We start from the raw sequence: 18,940 nt of genomic DNA on the forward strand, positions 1-18,940 counted from the left end.
TCCTGCTTGGGTTCATCTGAGGCTTTCGACGCGCACCGGCACCACGCCCGAGCGGATCATGCCCAGCTCTTCGGCGGCCTTTTTCGAGACGTCGATGATCCGCGTGCGGGCATAGGGGCCGCGATCGTTGATGCGCAGTACCACGCTGCGGTCGTTGTTGAGGTTGGTGACCTTGACCCGGGTGCCGAAGGGCAAGGTGCGGTGGGCGGCGGTCAGGGCGTTCTGGTCGAAGCGTTCGCCGCTGGCGGTCTTCTGGCCGTGGTGGCGGGCGCCATAGAAGGAGGCGCGGCCCTCGGCGCGGTAGTCGCCCGGGGTTTCGCTGTCGCGTTCGAAGGGGATGTAGGAGCAGCCGGTCAACAGGCCGGAGAAAGCGAGAAGGCAGAGCAGTCGCTGCATGGCGTCACCTGATGGAGGCGAAACGTTCTTGTGCCCTGTCACTGTCCGGCGGGCCCCGTGCGGGGCCCACCGGTTCAGCAGGCTCAGCTTTCGAGCTTCTTCTTCAGCAGTTCGTTCACTTGGGCCGGGTTGGCCTTGCCCTTGGCCGCTTTCATGGCCTGGCCGACGAAGAAGCCGAACATCTTGCCGCGCTTGGCTTCGTCGCTGGCGCGGTACTGCTCGACCTGTTCGGCGTTGGCGGCGAGCACCTCGTCGAGCAGCGTTTCCACGGCGCCGCTGTCGGTGTTCTGCACCAGGTCGCGGGCCTTGATGATGGCGTCGGGGGAGCCTTCACCTTCGGCCATGGCGGCGAACACGGTCTTCGCGGCCTTGCCGTTGATGGTGCCGTCCTTCAGGCGCAGGATCATGGTGCCCAAGTACTCGGCGGACACCGGCGATTGCTCGATCTCCAGGGCGTCCTTGTTGAGCAGGCTGGAGAGCTCGCCCATCACCCAGTTGGCGGCCAGCTTGGCGTCGCCACAGGTGCTTTGCACGGCTTCGAAGTAGTCGGCCATCTCGCGGCTGGCGGAGAGCACGCTGGCGTCGTAGGCGGAGAGGCCGAACTGGCTCTCGAAACGCTCGCGTTTCTGCACCGGCAGTTCCGGCAGTTGGGCGCGCACTTCGTCGAGGAAGCTCTTCTCGATCACCACCGGCAGCAGGTCCGGGCAGGGGAAGTAACGGTAGTCGTTGGCTTCTTCCTTGCTGCGCATGGAGCGGGTTTCGTTGGCCGCCACGTCGTAGAGCACGGTTTCCTGGACGATCTTGCGGCCGGATTCCAGCTCGTCGATCTGCCAGGCGATCTCGGTGTTGATGGCGCGCTCGATGAACTTGAACGAGTTGACGTTCTTGATCTCGCGGCGGGTGCCGAACTCGACCTGGCCCTTGGGGCGGACCGAGACGTTGCAGTCGCAGCGCAGCGAGCCTTCGGCCATGTTGCCGTCGCAGATGCCGAGGTAGCGGACCAGGGCGTGAATGGCCTTGGCGTAGGCCACGGCTTCCTTGGCGCTGCGCATCTCCGGTTCGGAGACGATTTCCAGCAGCGGGGTGCCGGCACGGTTGAGGTCGATGCCGGTCATGCCGTGGAAGTCTTCGTGCAGGCTCTTGCCGGCGTCCTCTTCGAGGTGCGCGCGGGTGATGCCGATGCGGCGGGTGGTGCCGTCGTCCAGGGTGATGTCCAGGTGGCCCTTGCCGACGATGGGCAGGTCCATCTGGCTGGTCTGGTAGCCCTTGGGCAGGTCCGGGTAGAAGTAGTTCTTGCGGGCGAAGACGTTGCGCTCGCCGATCTCGGCGTCGATGGCCAGGCCGAATTTCACGGCCATGCGTACGGCTTCGGCATTGAGCACCGGCAGGACGCCGGGCATGCCGAGGTCAACCAGGCTGGCCTGGGTGTTGGGCTCGGCGCCGAAGGTGGTGGCGCTGGCGGAGAAGATCTTCGATTGGGTGCTGAGCTGTGCGTGGATTTCCAGCCCGATCACGGTTTCCCATTGCATGTGTGTCGTCCTCAGAATCCGGCCGGGGCCTGTTTGTGCCAGTCGGTGACCTGCTGGTACTGGTGGGCCACGTTGAGCAGGCGTCCTTCCTGGAAGTAGGGTGCGAGCAGTTGCACGCCTACCGGCAGGCCGTCGACGAAGCCGGCGGGCATGGACAGGCCGGGCAGGCCGGCGAGGTTGGCGGTGATGGTGTAGATGTCTTCGAGGTACTGGGCGACCGGGTCGTTGTTCTTCTCGCCGAGTTTCCAGGCCGGGTTGGGCGTGGTCGGGCCGAGGATCAGGTCGACGCCCTCGAAGGCTTTGACGAAGTCGTTCTTGATCAGGCGACGGATCTTCTGCGCCTTCAGGTAGTAGGCGTCGTAGTAGCCGGCGGACAGCGCGTAGGTGCCGACCATGATGCGGCGCTTCACTTCGCTGCCGAAGCCTTCCTCGCGGGAGCGCTTGTACAGGTCGGTGAGGTCCTTGGGCGCATCGCAGCGGTAGCCGAAGCGCACGCCGTCGAAGCGCGAGAGGTTGGAGCTGGCCTCGGCCGGGGCGATCACGTAGTAGGCGGGGATGGCGTGCTGCATGTTGGGCAGCGAGACGTCCTTGACGGTGGCGCCGAGCTTCTTCAGCTCTTCGACCACGGCCATCACGGCGGCGCCGATGCGCGCGTCGAGGCCGCTGCCGAAGTATTCCTTGGGCAGGCCGATGCGCAGGCCGGCCAGTGGCTGGGCCAGAGCGGCGAGGTAGTCGTCCACCGGGGCATCGACGCTGGTGCTGTCCTTGGGATCGAAGCCGGCCATGGCGCCCAGGAGCAGGGCGCAGTCCTCGGCGGTGCGGGCCAGCGGGCCGGCCTGATCGAGGCTGGAGGCGTAGGCGATCATGCCCCAGCGCGACACGCGGCCGTAGGTGGGCTTGATGCCGGTGAGGTTGGTGAAGGCCGCGGGCTGGCGGATCGAGCCGCCGGTGTCGGTACCGGTGGTGCCGGGCACCAGGCGCGCGGCGACGGCCGCGGCGGAACCGCCGGAGGAGCCGCCGGGCACGCGGTCGAGCGCCCAGGGGTTCTTCACCGCGCCGTAGTAGCTGGATTCGCTGGCGGAGCCCATGGCGAACTCGTCCATGTTCAGCTTGCCGAGGCTGACGGTGCCGGCGGCCTTGAGCTTCTCGACCACGGTGGCGTCATAGGGGGCGGTGAAGTTGTCGAGCATCTTCGAGCCGCAGCTGGTGCGTACGCCCTGGGTGCAGAACAGGTCCTTGTGGGCGATGGGCGCGCCGAGCAGGGCGCCGTTCTCGCCGGCGGCACGACGGGCGTCGGCGGCACGGGCCTGTTCCAGCGCCTGGTCGGCGGTGACGGTGACGAAGCTGTTGAGTTGCGGGTCGAGGGCCTGGATGCGCGCCAGCAGGGCGCCGCTCAGTTCCTCGGAGGAGAATTCCTTGGCGGCCAGCGCACGGGCGATCTCGGCCAGGGTCAAGTGATGCATGCTGTAACCCTTTTCCTTAGTCGATGACTTTAGGCACGAGGTAGAGGCCGTTCTCGACGGCCGGCGCGATGGCCTGGTAGGCGTCGCGGTGGTTCTCCTCGGTCACTTCGTCCGCGCGCAGGCGCTGGGTGGCTTCGAGGGGGTGGGCCAACGGCTCGATGCCGTCGGTGTCCACGGCCTGCATCGCGTCGATCAGGCCGAGGATGTTGTTGAGGGTCTCGGTGGTACGCGGGATATCGCCGTCGTTCAGGCCCAGGCGGGCGAGATGGGCGATCTTTTCCACGTCGGAGCGTTCAAGCGCCATCGGGTTCTCCAACTGAGGTGCGGTCAGCGCAGTGCTTGGGACCGTGCGGGAAGGGCGCCGGGAACGGCACCGCGAACGGGCGGTCAAAGGCCGCGATGATGGGCCCAGAGGCCCGGAAAAACCGGCAATTTAACATATCGGCGCCTTGCCCAAAATCCCTGTCGTTGTTAGAGTTTGCCGCACTTTTTTACCCACGCGTTGCCTAGGGTCCCTCTCCCATGTTCAAGAAACTGCGTGGCATGTTTTCCAGCGATCTTTCGATCGACCTGGGCACTGCCAATACCCTGATTTATGTGCGCGAGCGCGGCATCGTCCTGAACGAGCCGTCCGTGGTCGCCATTCGTAACCACGGCAACCAGAAGAGCGTCGTGGCCGTCGGTACCGAGGCCAAGCGCATGCTCGGTCGTACCCCCGGCAACATTTCCGCCATCCGCCCGATGAAAGACGGCGTGATCGCCGACTTCAGCGTCTGCGAGAAGATGCTGCAGTACTTCATCAACAAGGTGCACGAGAACAGCTTCCTGCAGCCCAGCCCCCGTGTGCTGATCTGCGTTCCCTGCAAGTCCACCCAGGTCGAGCGTCGCGCCATCCGCGAATCCGCTCTGGGCGCCGGCGCCCGTGAAGTCTTCCTGATCGAAGAACCCATGGCCGCGGCCATCGGTGCCGGCCTGCCGGTCGAAGAGGCCCGTGGCTCCATGGTCGTCGACATCGGCGGTGGCACCACCGAGATCGCCCTGATCTCCCTCAACGGCGTGGTCTACGCCGAATCCGTACGGGTTGGCGGCGACCGTTTCGACGAGTCCATCGTTACCTACGTGCGCCGCAACTACGGCAGCCTGATCGGTGAATCCACCGCTGAGCGCATCAAGCAGGAAATCGGCACCGCCTTCCCGGGTGGCGAAGTCCGCGAGATCGACGTCCGTGGTCGCAACCTGGCCGAAGGCGTACCACGCAGCTTCACCCTGAACTCCAACGAGGTTCTGGAAGCGCTGCAGGAATCCCTGGCGACCATCGTCCAGGCGGTCAAGAGCGCCCTGGAACAATCCCCGCCGGAGCTGGCTTCCGACATCGCCGAGCGCGGCCTGGTGCTGACCGGTGGTGGCGCGCTGCTGCGCGATCTCGACAAGCTCCTGTCCCAGGAAACCGGCCTGCCGGTGATCGTCGCCGAGGACCCGCTGACCTGCGTGGCCCGTGGTGGTGGTCGCGCCCTGGAAATGATGGATCGTCACGCAATGGACCTGCTCTCCACCGAGTAAGGTTGGAGAGCCATTGCACCTGAGGAGCGGGTCATAAAACCGCTATTCGCCAAGGGACCTTCGCTCGGCGTGCGCCTGTTGGCGTTCGCCGTGCTTTCTGCCGCCTTGATGGTGGTCGATGCCCGCTTCGACACGTTGAAACCAGCACGCAGCCAGATGGGCCTCGTGCTGACGCCCTTCTATTGGCTGGCGGATTTGCCGGTGCGCCTCTGGGATGGCGTCAGCGACCAGTTCACCAGCCGCAGCACCCTGATCGCCGAGAACGAGAAGCTCAAGGCCGAAGGCCTGCTGATGCAGCGTCGCCTGCAGAAGCTGGCGGCCCTGACCGAGCAGAACGTGCGCCTGCGCGAGCTGCTCAACTCCTCCGCCCTGGTGGACGACAAGGTTCTGGTGGGCGAGCTGATCGGCGTCGATCCCAACCCCTTCACCCACCGCATCCTGGTGGACAAGGGCGAGAAGGACGGCGTGTTCCTCGGCCAGCCGGTGCTCGACGCCCGTGGCCTGATGGGCCAGGTGGTGGAGGTGATGCCCTACACCGCCCGCGTCCTGCTGCTCACCGATACCACCCACAGCATTCCGGTTCAGGTGAACCGCAACGGCCTGCGCGCCATCGCCAGCGGCACCGGTAACCCGGAACGCCTGGAGCTGCGCCATGTGGCCGATACCGCGGATATCAAGGAAGGCGACCTGCTGGTGAGTTCCGGCCTTGGCCAGCGCTTCCCCGCCGGCTACCCGGTGGCGACGGTCAAGGAAGTCATCCACGACTCCGGCCAGCCTTTCGCCATCGTTCGTGCCGTGCCCACCGCTGCGCTGAACCGCAGCCGCTATCTGCTGCTGGTGTTCACCGATACCCGCAGCCCCGAACAACGCGCCAACGATTCGGCCGAAGCCCAGGAAGCGGCCGATCGCGAAGCCACTGGCAAGCCCGCTGCGACGCCCGCGCCCGCCGGTGCGGCCGCCCCAGGCGCCGCCGCCACGCCTGCCGCCCCGACTCCTGCCGGCGCGGCCTCCTCGACGCCGGCTACACCGCCCGCCCACCGGGAGAACCGCTGATGGTCAGCGCCCGTTCGAACAATGGCTGGGTGATCTGGTTCAGCCTGTTGCTGGCCCTGCTGCTCAGCGTTGCGCCCATGCCCACCTTCATGGAAGTGGGGCGCCCGCTGTGGCCCGCCCTGCTGCTCACCTACTGGACGCTGGCCCTGCCGCACCGCGTAGGCGTGACCACCGCCTGGCTGGTCGGCGTTGCCGAAGACGTGCTCTACGGCACCCTGCTGGGGCAGAACGCGCTGATCCTGTCCCTGATCACATTCCTCGTACTGACCCTGCATCAGCGCTTGCGCATGTTCCCCATGTGGCAGCAGAGTCTGGTGCTGATGGTGGTCTTCGGCCTCGCCCAACTGGTGCAGCTGTGGCTCAACGCCCTGACCGGCAACCGCCCGCCGACCTTGTTGTTCCTCTTGCCCGCCCTGGTCAGCGCCTTGCTCTGGCCCTGGATTTTCGCCGCCTTGCGCGGCCTGAGCCGCCGCCTCAACGTCAAATGACCAGGCCGCGGCCATGCCGCGCGCCTTCTCGACATGGAGAAGTCCCAGCATGGCCACGCTCCACCTGGCATCCGGCTCGCCCCGCCGTCGCGAATTGCTCGCCCAGATCGGCGTTCCCTTCCGGCTTCTTTCCGCTTCCATCGATGAATCCGTGCGCCCCGGCGAACCTGCCCCGGCCTACGTCGAGCGCCTGGCCCGGGAAAAGGCCGCCGCCGGCCTGGCCGCCCTGGGCGATGCCGCCGGGGATGCCTGCGTGCTGGGTGCCGATACGTCGGTGGTGCTCGATGGCCGCATCCTCGGCAAGCCCCAGGACCGCGACGACTTCCTGGCGATGCTGGCGGGCCTTTCCGGCCGCGAGCACGAGGTGTTGACCGCATTGGCGGTGGCCCAGCCCGGGCGTTGCATCTCGCGCCTTGTGACCAGTCGGGTGCGCTTCCGCGTCATCCCCCAGGCCGAGCGCGAGGCCTATTGGGCCAGCGGCGAGCCGACGGACAAGGCAGGTGGCTACGCGATTCAGGGACTGGGTGCGGTGTTCGTCGAGAACATTCAGGGGAGTTATTCCGCCGTGGTGGGTCTACCGTTGCTGGAAACGGCAGACGTGCTGGGCGAATTCGGCATTTCTTGTTGGCAGCGCGTCGGGTAGGTTCTCAGCATGAGCGAAGAGATTCTGATCAATATCACGCCGATGGAATCGCGCGTGGCGGTGGTGGAAAACGGCGTGCTGCAGGAGGTGCATGTAGAGCGCACCCAGCGTCGTGGCATCGTCGGCAACATCTACAAGGGCAAGGTGGTGCGGGTGCTGCCGGGCATGCAGGCGGCCTTCGTCGACATCGGCCTGGATCGCGCCGCATTCATCCATGCCTCGGAAATTTCCAACCGCGAGGGCAGTGCGGTGGAGAACATCACCGCCCTGGTCCACGAGGGTCAGGCCCTGGTGGTGCAGGTGACCAAGGACCCCATCGGCAGCAAGGGCGCGCGCCTGACCACGCAGCTGTCGATCCCCTCGCGCTACCTGGTTTACATGCCGCGTACCGCCCATGTGGGCATCTCGCTGAAGATCGAAGACGAAGCCGAGCGCGAACGCCTCAAGCAGGTGGTGGCCGATTGCGTCGCCGCCGAAGGCATCGTGGAAACCGGTGGTTTCATCCTGCGTACCGCCGCCGATGGTGCGCGGTCCGAGGAGATCCTCGTCGACATCCGTTACCTGCGCCGGCTGTGGGAGCAGATTTCCTCGCAGATGCAGAGCGCCCCCGCGCCTTCGGTGATCTACGAAGACCTGAGCCTGGCCCTGCGCACCCTGCGTGATCTGGTCCACCCGCGCATCGAGAAGATCCGCATCGACTCCCGCGAGACCTTCCAGAAGGTCACCCAGTTCGTCGACGAGCTGATGCCGGAGATCGCCGACCGCCTGGAGCACTACCCCGGCGAGCGCCCGATCTTCGACCTCTACGGCGTCGAGGACGAGATCCAGAAGGCCCTGGAGCGCAAGGTGCTGCTGAAGTCCGGCGGCTACCTGATCATCGACCCCACCGAGGCGATGACCACCATCGACGTGAACACCGGCGCCTTCGTCGGCCACCGCACGCTCGAAGAGACCATCTTCAAGACCAACCTCGAAGCGGCCACCGCCATCGCCCGCCAGCTGCGCCTGCGCAACCTGGGCGGCATCATCATCATCGACTTCATCGACATGGAGGACGAGGAGCATCAGCGCCAGGTCCTGCGGACGCTGGAGAAGCAGCTGGAGCGGGACCACGCCAAGACCAACATCATCGGCATCACCGAGCTCGGCCTGGTGCAGATGACCCGCAAGCGCACCCGCGAAAGCCTGATGCAGAACCTCTGCGAGCCGTGCCCGAGCTGCCAGGGCCGCGGCATGCTGAAGACCGCCGAAACCATCTGCTACGAAATCTTCCGCGAAATCCTCCGCGAAGCCCGTGCCTACCAGGCCGAGGGCTACCTGGTGCTGGCCAACCAGAAAGTGGTGGACCGCCTGCTGGACGAGGAGTCGGGCAACGTAGCCGACCTCGAAGCCTTCATCGGGCGCACCATCAAGTTCCAGGTCGAGGGGATGTATTCCCAGGAGCAGTACGATGTCGTGCTGCTCTGAGGGCCTGAACTGATATGGCGCGTCCGGGCCTGTCGTTGGTCACCTTCCTGCGTACCCTGTTGGCGCTCTGCGCACTGGGCCTGGTGCTGGCTGCGCTCTATGTGAGCCTCGGGCGGCAACTGGTGCCGCTGGTGGCCGAGTACCGTGCCGAAGTCCAGGAGAAGGCTCGCGAGGCCCTGGGCGAACCCTTGCTGATCGGCAGCCTCGAAGGCCGCTGGCAAGGCATGGGCCCGGTGCTGGTGGCCCACGATGTGATGCTGGGAGAGGGCGATGCGGTTCTGCGCCTGGACCAGGTGCGCGTGGTGCCCGACCTGCTTGGCAGCCTGCTGGCCCGTGCACCGCGCATCGCCAGCCTGGAAGTCGAGGGCTTGCAGTTGCAGGTGCAGCAGGACGAAACCGGCAAGTGGACCCTGGCCGGCATGCCCGCCCGTGACGACCAGCAGCCGTTCAACCCGCGCAAGCTGATCGACGGCCTCGGGGTGGTCAAACGCATTTCCCTGCTCAACAGCCAGGTCACCCTGGAGCCCTGGAAGCAGAAGCCGGTCACCTTCACCTACGTCCAGACATCCCTGGGTGGCAATGCCTCGCGGCAACGCCTGGACGGCCAGCTGACCCTGCCGGACGGCCAGCCACTGAGCCTGCGCCTGCGTACCCGGCTCAACCCCGACGTGGTGCTGGACAGCGACGCCGAGCTCTACCTCAGCCTGCCCCAGAGCGACTGGGCGCGCTGGCTGCCGAAGAGCCTGACCCGTGACTGGCGCATCGAACAGTTCAAGGGTGGTGGCGAACTCTGGGTCGACTGGAAGCGCGGTGCCCTGCAAGGCGCCGTGGCCCGTGTGCACGTCGGCGAACTGCGTGGCAGCTATGCCCAGCGCAAGCTGGTGGCCCTGCAGGACCTGGCGGTGGACGCCTACTTCAACCGCAACGACAAGGGCATGAGCCTGTTGCTGGACTCCCTGGCGGTGAGCGTCGGCGAGCAGCGCTACAGCAATGCCCACATCAAGCTCGAACAGGTGCTGGACAATGGCCAGGGCGAAACCGAGTGGAAGCTCGCCGCCGACCGCCTCGACCTGCAGCCCCTGGTGCCGCTGGTGGAGGGCCTGGTGCCGCTGCCGGACCTGGCCGCCGAGCTGGTCAGCGGCCTCAAGCCCCGGGGTGCCTTGCGCAACCTGCAGATGGTTTATCGGCCCCAGGTGGAGGGCGCCCGGCATATCGGTTTCAGCAGCAACCTGGAGCGCATCTCCTTCAACGCCGTGCACGGCGCGCCGGCAGCCGAGAACGTCAGCGGCAGCATCACCGGCGACCTGGCCGGCGGTGAGCTGCGGATGGATTCCGACGACTTCGCCCTGCACCTTGATCACCTGTTCCCCAAGCCCTGGCGCTACCACGAGGCCCATGCGCGGCTGACCTGGAAGCTGGATGACCAGGGCTTCACCCTGATCAGCCCCTACCTGCAGGTGACCGGTGATGAAGGCAAGGTCGCCGGCGACTTCCTCATCCGCCTGCTGCACGACCCGGCGCAGGAGGATTACATGGACCTGCGCGTCGGCCTGCACGAGGGCGATGCGCGCTACACCGAGAAGTACCTGCCGACCCTGTCCAGCGGCCTCAGCCCGGCCCTGGCCGAATGGCTGAAGACCGCGATCAAGGGGGGCGTGGTGGACGAGGGCTTCTTCCAGTACCAGGGCTCGCTGCAGCACGACTCGCCGCCGGAATCCCGCTCCATCAGCCTGTTCTTCAAGGTTCACGATGCCGAGCTGGCCTATCAGCCCGGCTGGCCGGCGCTGCGCGAGGCCCGTGGCGACGTGTTCGTCGAAGACAGCGGCGTGCGCGTGCGCGTACCCAGCGGGCGCATCCTCGACAGCCGCGTCAGCGATGCCCGCGCCGATGTGCCCCATGTGGAACACGGCCAGGTGCCGCACCTGCGGGTCAAGGCACAGCTGGACAGCAGCTTCACCGACGGCCTGAAGATCATGCAGGAGGCACCCACACCGGCCGCTGAAGTGATGGCCGGCTGGCAGGGCGACGGCAGCCTGGATGGCAACCTGGACCTGGACATCCCCCTGGAGAAAGCCGGTGGCGAACCCCGGGTCATCGTCGAACTCACCACCCGTGATGCCCGGTTGAAGTTCGCCAAGCCGAGCCTGGAGCTCAGTGCCCTGGCGGGCACCTTCCGCTTCGACACCGCCAGCGGCCTCAGCGCCCAGCAGATCCGGGGCAAGGCCTTCGGTCGCGAGGTCACCGCCAAGGCCATCGCCGAGGGGCGCAATGGCAAGGGTCGTACGCGTATCCAGGCCAGCGGCCAGGCGGCGGTGAAGGACGTTGCCGCCTGGCTGGGCGTGACCCGGCCGCTGCCGATTTCCGGTGACATCCCCTACAAGCTCGACCTGGCGCTGGACGGCAAGGACAGCCAGCTGCGCATCGATTCCAGCCTCAAGGGGGCGGCCATCGACCTGCCGGCACCCTTCGGCAAGGCGGCGGGCGAGGTGCGTGACAGCCAATGGCGCATGACCCTGGACGGCCCCGAGCGGCGCTACTGGTTCGACTATGGCGGCCTGGCCAACCTGGCGGTCGCGGCACCGGCCACGGACTTTTCCCAGGCACGCGGCGAGCTGCTGCTGGGCTCGGGCAGCGCGAGCATGCCGTCGAACCGTGGCATTCGCGTACGCGGCACCCTGGACACGCTGGACCTGGCCGCCTGGCAGGCGGTGCGTGATCGCTATGCCGCCAAGGACGCCGGTGATGCTGTGGGCCTGTTGCAAGGCGCCGACCTGCGCATCGGCCACTTCGATGGCATGGGCATGAGCCTCGAGGACTTCCGGGTCGGCCTGGCCCGTGGTGACGCCCTGTGGAAGGTTGACCTCGACAGTGACCTGTTGCAGGGCAGCGTCAGCCTGCCCGATGCCAAGGGTGCGCCCATCGTGCTCGACCTGGCCCGCGTGCGCCTGCCCAAACCGCCGGAGAACGACGAGGCGGCGGAAGCCAGCCCCGACCCGCTGAAGGATGTCGACCCCCATGCCGTCCCGGCGCTGGATGTGCGCATCGCCCAGGTGCAGCTTGGCGACGAGCCCCTGGGCGCCTGGGCGTTCAAGGCCCGGCCGACGGCCCAGGGCACCCTGTTCAGTGACCTTGACCTCAACCTCAAGGGGCTGAAGATCACCGGCTCCACCGGGTGGGAAGGCGCCGCCGGTGCCAGCTCCAGCTGGTACAAAGGCCGCCTCGAAGGCAAGAACCTCGCCGATGTATTGCTGGCCTGGAAGTTCGCGCCCACCGCCACCAGCGAGCGCTTCCGCCTGGATGCCGACGGCCGCTGGCCGGGCTCGCCGGCCTGGGTGAGCCTCAAGCGCTTCTCCGGCACCCTCGATGCCAGCCTGCGCAAGGGGCAGTTCGTCGAGGTGGAGGGCAGCGCCCAGGCCCTGCGCGTGTTCGGCCTGCTCAACTTCAACTCCATCGGCCGCCGCCTGCGCCTGGACTTCTCCGACCTGCTCGGCAAGGGCCTGGCCTACGACCGGGTCAAGGGCCTGCTGGTGGGCAGCGAGGGGGTCTTCGTCACCCGTGAGCCCATTGTTCTCGAAGGCCCTTCCAGCGGCCTGGAGCTGAAAGGCACCCTGGACATGGCCCACGACGCCATCGATGCCAAGCTGCTGGTGACCCTGCCGGTGACCAACAACCTGCCGCTGGCCGCCTTGATCGTCGGGGCGCCGGCCATTGGTGGTGCGCTGTTCGTGGTGGACAAGCTGCTGGGTGACAAGGTGGCGCGCTTCGCCAGCGTGCAGTACGAGGTGAAAGGGCCGCTGACGGAGCCGAAGATCAGTTTCGACAAGCCGTTCGAGAAGCCCAATTGATTCCGTCGGCCACGCGCTGGAGTAGCATGCGGCGATGCCCGCTGTGGAGAATGTCATGACCTTCGCGGTGATCCAGATGGTCAGCCAGGACGATGTCCTGGCCAATCTCGCGACCGCCCGTCGCCTGCTCGAGTCCGCTGCCGAGGGCGGCGCGCGCCTCGCCGTACTACCCGAGAACTTCGCCGCCATGGGGCGTCGCGACTATGCCGCCATCGGCCGTGCCGAGGCGCTTGGTGAAGGCCCGATCCTGCCCTGGTTGAAACAGGTGGCTCGTGACCTCAGGTTATGGGTGGTGGCCGGCACCGTGCCGTTGCCGCCGGACGATGCGCCGGATGCCAAGCCCAATGCCTGTTCGCTGCTGGTGGACGAGCGAGGCGAGCGGGTGGCGCGCTACGACAAGATCCACCTGTTCGATGTCGACGTGGCCGATGCCCGGGGCCGCTACCGCGAATCGGACGACTATGCCTTCGGCGAGCGTGTGGTGCTCGCCGATACACCGGTGGGCCGGTTGGGCCTGACGGTTTGCTATGACCTGCGCTTCCCCGAGCTGTATGGGGCATTGCGCGAGGCCGGCGCTGAGCTGATCACCGCGCCATCGGCCTTCACCGCGGTGACCGGTGCGGCGCATTGGCAGGTGCTGGTGCGGGCGCGGGCCATCGAGACCCAGTGCTATGTGCTGGCGGCGGGGCAGGGTGGCGTTCATCCGGGGCCGCGCGAGACTTTCGGCCATTCGGCTATCGTCGATCCATGGGGTCGGGTGATTGCCGAACAGGCCAGCGGCGAGGCGGTGTTGATCGCCCGCCGCGATACGGACGAACAGCTGGCGGTGCGCCAGCGCATGCCGGTGACGGCACACAGAAGATTCTTGACGCCGGCCGCACCCGGGCCGGCGAGAACGGAGAAGTTATGAGCCAATTGTTGTTATCCGTCAGTGACCAGCTGCTGGCACCCGGCGGCCTCACCATCGAGCAGTTGCCGGGCGTGCTGGGCGAAGTCGCCGGCCCGGGCATCGATGCCGCCGACCTGTACTTCCACGGCCAGGTTTCCGAGTCCTGGGTGCTGGAGGACGGCATCGTCAAGGACGGCAGCTTCCACCTCGACCAGGGCGTGGGCGTGCGCGCGCAGTCCGGCGAGAAGACCGGCTTCGCCTACAGCAACGCCATCACCGCCGATGCACTGGGCCAGGCGGCCCGTGCCGCGCGCTCCATCGCCCGTGCCGGGCAGCAGGGCCGCGTGCAGGCCTTCGCCAGCCCGGACGTCGCCCGGCTCTACGCACCGGACAGCCCGCTGGACGTGATCGACCGCGCCGAGAAGGTCGAGCTGCTCAAGCGCATCGACGTCGCCACCCGTGCGCTGGACCCACGCATCAAGCAGGTCACCGTGAGCCTGGCGGGTGTCTGGGAACACATCTTGGTCGCCGCCAGCGATGGCAGCCTGGGTGCCGACGTGCGCCCGCTGGTGCGTTTCAACGTCAGCGTCATCGTCGAACAGAACGGTCGCCGCGAGCGCGGTGGCCACGGCGGTGGCGGGCGTACCGACTACCGTTATTTCCTCCAGGAAGACCGCGCCATGGGCTATGCCCGCGAGGCGCTGCGCCAGGCGCTGGTGAACCTGGAAGCCATTCCGGCGCCGGCGGGTACCTTGCCGGTGGTGATGGGCGCGGGCTGGTCCGGCGTGCTGCTGCACGAGGCGGTAGGCCACGGCCTGGAAGGCGACTTCAACCGCAAGGGCAGCTCGGCCTACAGCGGGCGGATCGGCGAGAAGGTCGCCTCCAGCCTCTGCACCATCGTCGACGACGGCACCCTGGCGGGCCGCCGCGGCTCGCTGAGCCTGGACGACGAAGGCACCCCGACCCAATGCACCACGCTGATCGAGAACGGTGTGCTCAAGGGCTACATGCAGGACAAGCTCAACGCCCGCCTGATGGGCGTGGCGCCCACCGGCAACGGCCGTCGCGAGTCCTACGCGCACCTGCCGATGCCGCGCATGACCAACACCTACATGCTGGCGGGGGAGAGCGACCCGGAAGAGATCATCGCCTCGGTGGAGCGCGGCATCTACTGCGCCAACCTCGGCGGCGGCCAGGTGGACATCACCAGCGGCAAGTTCGTGTTCTCCACCAGCGAGGCCTACCTGATCGAAAACGGCAAGATCACTGCGCCGGTCAAGGGCGCGACCCTGATCGGCAACGGCCCCGAGGCGATGAGCCGGGTTTCCATGGTCGGCAACGACCTGGCGCTGGACAGCGGCGTGGGCACTTGCGGCAAGGATGGGCAATCGGTGCCCGTCGGCGTGGGTCAGCCGACACTGAAGATCGATGCGATCACGGTGGGGGGTACGGGAGCTTGAGGAGGGGCGTTGGGCGCTCGAAGCCGTGTGACTTCCGGCTTCGAGCTTCCAGCGGCCTTTAACGCAGCCCGCGCTGGGTTTCGTCCAGGTCGCGGATGTATTTGAAGACCTTGCGCGCCGCGGCCGGCGGTTTGTTACGGGCCGCCTCGTGCTGGGCATGACGGATCAGGCTGCGCAGGTGCTGGCGGTCGGTTTCCGGGTATTCGACGACGAAGGATTCCAGGGTGCTGTCGTCCCCGCCGATGAGGCGATCACGCCAGCGCTCCAGGTTGTGGAAGCGCTCGTTGTACTGGCGGGTGGAGGCGTCGAGCTGGTCGACCAGGGTGACGATGGCCTCGATGTCCTGCTCGCGCATGAGCTTGCCGATGTACTGCAGGTGGCGTTTGCGGGCGATGTGGGCCTTGTGCCTAGGCGCTTCGAGCAGGGCCTTCTGCAGCGCGTCGGTCAGCGGCAGCTTGGCGAGGACATCGGGTTTGAGCGTGGTCAGACGTTCACCGAGGTCCTGCAGGGCGTGAAGCTCTTTCTTGACCTGGGTTTTGCTCTTCTCTCCGGAGAAGTCGTCGTCGAGGTATTCAGACATGGGGGCGATCCAGTGGGAAACGCCGCCATGATAACCAGTCGGACGGGGATTGTCCGGCCCGGCTGGCGCCGCAATGGTGCGGTCCGTGGGGTGGTGCGCCGGGTGCGCTCGCCCCGTCGAAAAGGTTTTGTGAACTGGAGTGGCTATGAGTGAAGTAGAAGTGGTCGGCCCGCAGGCCTTGCCCGAGTTGCAGGCACGGGTCGAACGCATCCTCGCCGAAGCCGGTCGCCAGGGTGCGACGGCCTGTGAGGTCGCGGTTTCGGTGGAGCAGGGGTTGTCGACCACGGTGCGCCAGCGCGAAGTGGAAACCGTCGAGTTCAATCGTGATCAGGGCTTCGGCATCACCCTGTATGTGGGGCAGCGCAAGGGTTCGGCCAGCACCTCGGCCACCGGCGATGACGCCATCCGCGAGACGGTGGCCGCTGCGCTGGCCATCGCCAAGCACGCCTCCGAGGACGAGTGCGCCGGCCTGGCCGATCGCGGCCTGATGGCCCGTGACCTGCCGGACCTCGATCTCTACCACCCCTGGGCCATCACCCCCGAACAGGCGGTGGAGCAGGCGCTGGTGTGCGAGGCGGCGGCCTTCGATGCCGACCCGCGCATCAGCAACGCCGATGGCACCACCCTCAGCACCCACCAGGGCTGTCGCGTCTACGGCAACAGCCATGGCTTCATCGGCGGCTACGCCAGCAGCCGGCACAGCCTGAGCTGCGTGATGATCGCCGGTGGCGAAGGGCAGATGCAGCGCGACTACTGGTACGACGTGAACCGCATCGGCACCCAGCTGACCGATGCGCAGGTCATCGGCCGCCGCGCGGCGGAACGCACGGTCAGCCGCCTGGGCGCGCGCCCGGTGCCTACCTGCGAGGTGCCGGTGCTGTTCGCCGCGGAATTGGCCACCGGGCTGTTCAGCAGCTTCCTGTCGGCCATCTCCGGCGGCAACCTCTATCGCAAGTCGTCCTTCCTCGAAGGTGCACTGGGCGAGCGCCTGTTCCCCGAGTGGCTGAGCATCGACGAGCGCCCGCTGATTCCGCGCGCCATGGCCAGCGCCTCCTTCGACAACGATGGCCTGGCGACCTACGCCAAGCCGTTCGTGGAGAAGGGCGAACTGGTCTCCTACATCCTCGGCACCTACTCGGGGCGCAAGCTGGGCCTGCCCAGCACCGCCAACGCCGGGGGCGTGCACAACCTCTTCGTCACCCACGGCCAGGAAGACCAGAAGGCGCTGTTGCGCCGCATGGACCGCGGGCTGTTGGTGACCGAACTGATGGGCCACGGCCTGAACATGGTCACCGGCGACTACTCCCGTGGTGCGGCCGGTTACTGGGTGGAGAACGGCGAAATCCAGTTCCCGGTCCAGGAAGTCACCATCGCCGGCAACATGAAGGACATGTTCCGCCAGATCCTCGCCGTTGGCAGCGACCTGGAAGTGCGCGGCAACATCCGCACCGGCTCGGTGCTGATCGAGCGCATGACGGTGGCGGGCAGCTGATCGCCCGGTCAGCCGTCGTCATGAAGAACGCGCCCGGGTGGCGCGTTTTTTTATGGGTGTTTTTCCCGAACCGATGGCCCGCCACGCTCGACGACGCGACTTTCATGCGCTCCGGAGATCGGCGCTGTTGAATGTTTTTGCGGCCTATCTGCCAGCCGTTACCGCATGGATTGCATCCGCTGACGTGAGGCGGGGCCGCCTCTGACGCACTTTCACTTTGCAAGTGCTAGTAATGTTTATTATTCTCAAGTGCGAATGATTACTATTTGAGAATTCGCAGTGCGGCCCCGTCTCGACGAACCCCAGGCATGCTCCGATTGGCGCTGGCTTGGCCAGCGTATCCGCTGCGCCCTGGCGCCGGACGACCCGCGCCTGCTGACGCGCTTCCTCAACGATGGCCACGAGTTGGTCGTGCACCACGACCTGCCGGCCTGGCGCATTTTCGAAGGCAGCTTCCAGCTGCTGCTGGACAGCGCCACCGACCGCGCCTTGCCCTGGCACTGGCGCTGCTTGTGCCTCGACCACGCCTATCTACCCCTGCAGTCCTTGCGCCCGCTGGCACGCGATCCGTTGCGACGCCAGCGCCTGCTCGGGCTGCAGCGGCGCCTGGCGACCCTGCGCCTGGCGCCATCCCTGAGCTACATCGAACCGGAAGAAGGAAATACAGCGTGACTGATACCCGAATCGAACGCGACAGCATGGGCGAACTGGCAGTCCCGGCCAAGGCGCTGTACGGCGCGCAGACCCAGCGGGCGGTGAACAACTTCCCGGTCTCCGGCCAGCGCATGCCGGCAGCTTTCATTCGTGCACTGATCCTCGCCAAGGCTGCCGCCGCGCGGGCCAACGTCGACCTGGAGCAGATCAGCCCGGCCATGGGCGACGCCATCGTCAGCGCCTGCCAGGAGCTGCTGGCGGGCGACTTCATGACCCACTTCCCGGTGGACGTGTTCCAGACCGGCTCCGGCACCAGCTCGAACATGAACGCCAACGAGGTGATCGCCACCCTGGCTAGCCGCCTGCTGGCGGAGAAGGTCAACCCCAACGACCACGTCAACTGTGGGCAGAGCAGCAACGACATCATCCCGTCGAGCATCCATGCCAGCGCGGCCATCGAGGTGAGCGAGCAACTGCTGCCCGCCCTCGGCCACCTGCTCAAGGTGCTCTGCGAGAAGTCCCTGGAAGTACGCCCCTATGTGAAGACCGGCCGCACCCACCTGATGGACGCCATGCCGGTGCGCATGAGCCAGGTGCTGGACGGCTGGGCCCAGCAGGTGCAGAGCAATATCGAGCACCTGCGTGCGCTGATGCCGAGCCTGCAGCAACTGGCCCAGGGCGGCACCGCTGTCGGCACCGGCATCAACGCCCACCCACGCTTCGCCGAGCGTTTCTGCGTCGAGCTGAACCTGCTCACCGGTTTGCAGTTCACCCCAGGCAACAACTTCTTCGCCCTGATCGGCTCCCAGGACACCGCCGTGGCCCTGTCCGGCCAGCTGAAAACGGTGGCGGTGACCCTGATGAAGATCGCCAACGACCTGCGCTGGATGAACTCCGGCCCGCTGGCCGGCCTGGCCGAGATCGAGCTGGAGGCCCTGCAGCCGGGCTCCTCGATCATGCCGGGCAAGGTCAACCCGGTGATCCCCGAGGCCACGGCGATGGTCGCCGCCCAGGTGATCGGCAATGACGCGGCCATCACCGTTGCCGGCCAGTCGGGCAACTTCGAGCTGAACGTGATGCTGCCGGTGATCGCCCACAACCTGTTGAACAGCGTCCAGCTGCTGTCGAGCAGCAGCCTGCTGCTGGCCGACCGCGCGGTGGCGAGCTTCAAGGTCAACCAGCCGAAGCTGAACGAAGCGCTGTCGCGCAACCCGATTCTGGTCACCGCGCTGAACCCCATCATCGGCTACCTCAAGGCCGCCGAGATCGCCAAGCAGGCGTACCGCGAAGGGCGCCCGGTGATCGATGTGGCCGAGGAAAACACCGAGCTGAGCCGCGCGGAGCTGGAGAAGCTGCTCGACCCGGAAAAACTCACCGAGGGCGGCCTCTAGCCGCGACACCGGGTGCCGCCACGGCGGCAC

16 protein-coding genes are annotated in these 18,940 nt (G+C 66.8%); 11 read left to right on the forward strand and 5 right to left on the reverse strand.

What is annotated here, in order from left to right; all coding sequences use genetic code 11:
* Positions 1–12: 12 nt before the first annotated feature.
* From PI990_RS06135 to gatC, 4 genes are all read right to left on the reverse strand, one after another.
* On the reverse strand, positions 13–396 hold the full coding sequence (locus PI990_RS06135) for a septal ring lytic transglycosylase RlpA family protein (protein ID WP_271660107.1): 384 nt from the start codon (positions 394–396) through the stop codon (positions 13–15).
* 83 nt (positions 397–479) lie between these two features.
* Positions 480–1,925 (reverse strand): Asp-tRNA(Asn)/Glu-tRNA(Gln) amidotransferase subunit GatB, encoded by a 1,446-nt coding sequence (gene gatB, locus PI990_RS06140; RefSeq protein WP_271660108.1) that lies wholly within the window; start codon positions 1,923–1,925, stop codon positions 480–482.
* An 11-nt stretch (positions 1,926–1,936) separates the two neighbouring features.
* The gene (gene gatA, locus PI990_RS06145) at positions 1,937–3,388 is read right to left on the reverse strand and encodes an Asp-tRNA(Asn)/Glu-tRNA(Gln) amidotransferase subunit GatA (protein ID WP_271660109.1); all 1,452 of its coding nucleotides are present in this window, start codon (positions 3,386–3,388) and stop codon (positions 1,937–1,939) included.
* A gap of 16 nt (positions 3,389–3,404) precedes the next feature.
* Entirely contained in the window at positions 3,405–3,692 is a 288-nt protein-coding gene (gatC, locus tag PI990_RS06150) for an Asp-tRNA(Asn)/Glu-tRNA(Gln) amidotransferase subunit GatC (protein ID WP_021217764.1), read from the reverse strand.
* Between the two features lie 218 nt (positions 3,693–3,910).
* Here gatC and mreB point away from each other — a divergent pair, with 218 nt between their 5' ends.
* The 8 genes from mreB to tldD all read left to right on the forward strand — a co-directional run bounded on the left by mreB (position 3,911) and on the right by tldD (position 14,793).
* Positions 3,911–4,948 (forward strand): rod shape-determining protein MreB, encoded by a 1,038-nt coding sequence (gene mreB / locus PI990_RS06155; protein ID WP_021217765.1) that lies wholly within the window; start codon positions 3,911–3,913, stop codon positions 4,946–4,948.
* Positions 4,949–5,026: 78 nt separating this feature from the next.
* Complete coding sequence (gene mreC / locus PI990_RS06160; protein WP_271661269.1) at positions 5,027–6,001, forward strand: rod shape-determining protein MreC; 975 nt, start codon at positions 5,027–5,029, stop codon at positions 5,999–6,001.
* The gene (gene mreD / locus PI990_RS06165; RefSeq protein WP_271660110.1) at positions 6,001–6,489 is read left to right on the forward strand and encodes a rod shape-determining protein MreD; all 489 of its coding nucleotides are present in this window, start codon (positions 6,001–6,003) and stop codon (positions 6,487–6,489) included. The genes mreC and mreD overlap by 1 nt, the downstream gene beginning before the upstream one ends.
* A gap of 49 nt (positions 6,490–6,538) precedes the next feature.
* Positions 6,539–7,132 carry a Maf family protein gene (locus PI990_RS06170; RefSeq protein WP_184488680.1) on the forward strand — a complete coding sequence of 198 codons (594 nt, stop codon included), beginning with the start codon at positions 6,539–6,541 and terminating at the stop codon, positions 7,130–7,132.
* 9 nt (positions 7,133–7,141) lie between these two features.
* A complete protein-coding gene (gene rng, locus PI990_RS06175) occupies positions 7,142–8,599 on the forward strand; it encodes a ribonuclease G (RefSeq protein ID WP_271660111.1) in 1,458 nt (485 codons plus the stop codon).
* A 14-nt stretch (positions 8,600–8,613) separates the two neighbouring features.
* The gene (locus PI990_RS06180) at positions 8,614–12,444 is read left to right on the forward strand and encodes a YhdP family protein (RefSeq protein ID WP_271660112.1); all 3,831 of its coding nucleotides are present in this window, start codon (positions 8,614–8,616) and stop codon (positions 12,442–12,444) included.
* 55 nt (positions 12,445–12,499) lie between these two features.
* A complete protein-coding gene (locus PI990_RS06185; RefSeq protein ID WP_043246891.1) occupies positions 12,500–13,354 on the forward strand; it encodes a carbon-nitrogen hydrolase family protein in 855 nt (284 codons plus the stop codon).
* A complete protein-coding gene (gene tldD / locus PI990_RS06190; protein WP_021217772.1) occupies positions 13,351–14,793 on the forward strand; it encodes a metalloprotease TldD in 1,443 nt (480 codons plus the stop codon). Before PI990_RS06185 ends, tldD begins: the two co-directional genes overlap by 4 nt.
* 58 nt (positions 14,794–14,851) lie before the next feature.
* On the opposite strand, the gene yjgA is transcribed toward tldD, so the two are convergent.
* Positions 14,852–15,373 (reverse strand): ribosome biogenesis factor YjgA, encoded by a 522-nt coding sequence (yjgA, locus tag PI990_RS06195; protein WP_021217773.1) that lies wholly within the window; start codon positions 15,371–15,373, stop codon positions 14,852–14,854.
* A gap of 145 nt (positions 15,374–15,518) precedes the next feature.
* On the opposite strand from yjgA, the gene pmbA reads away from it, so the two are divergent.
* The 3 genes from pmbA (at position 15,519) to fumC (ending at position 18,910) form a co-directional block, all read left to right on the forward strand.
* Positions 15,519–16,865, forward strand: a complete 1,347-nt coding sequence (gene pmbA, locus PI990_RS06200) for a metalloprotease PmbA (protein ID WP_021217774.1) — start codon at positions 15,519–15,521, stop codon at positions 16,863–16,865.
* 279 nt (positions 16,866–17,144) lie between these two features.
* Positions 17,145–17,537, forward strand: coding sequence for a FagA protein (locus PI990_RS06205; protein ID WP_271660113.1), 393 nt, complete (start codon positions 17,145–17,147; stop codon positions 17,535–17,537).
* A complete protein-coding gene (fumC, locus tag PI990_RS06210; protein WP_271660114.1) occupies positions 17,534–18,910 on the forward strand; it encodes a class II fumarate hydratase FumC in 1,377 nt (458 codons plus the stop codon). The genes PI990_RS06205 and fumC overlap by 4 nt, the downstream gene beginning before the upstream one ends.
* The last annotated feature ends 30 nt before the right edge of the window (positions 18,911–18,940 follow it).

Source organism: Pseudomonas sp. TUM22785, from assembly GCF_028198105.1.
Lineage (GTDB): Bacteria > Pseudomonadota > Gammaproteobacteria > Pseudomonadales > Pseudomonadaceae > Metapseudomonas > Metapseudomonas solani.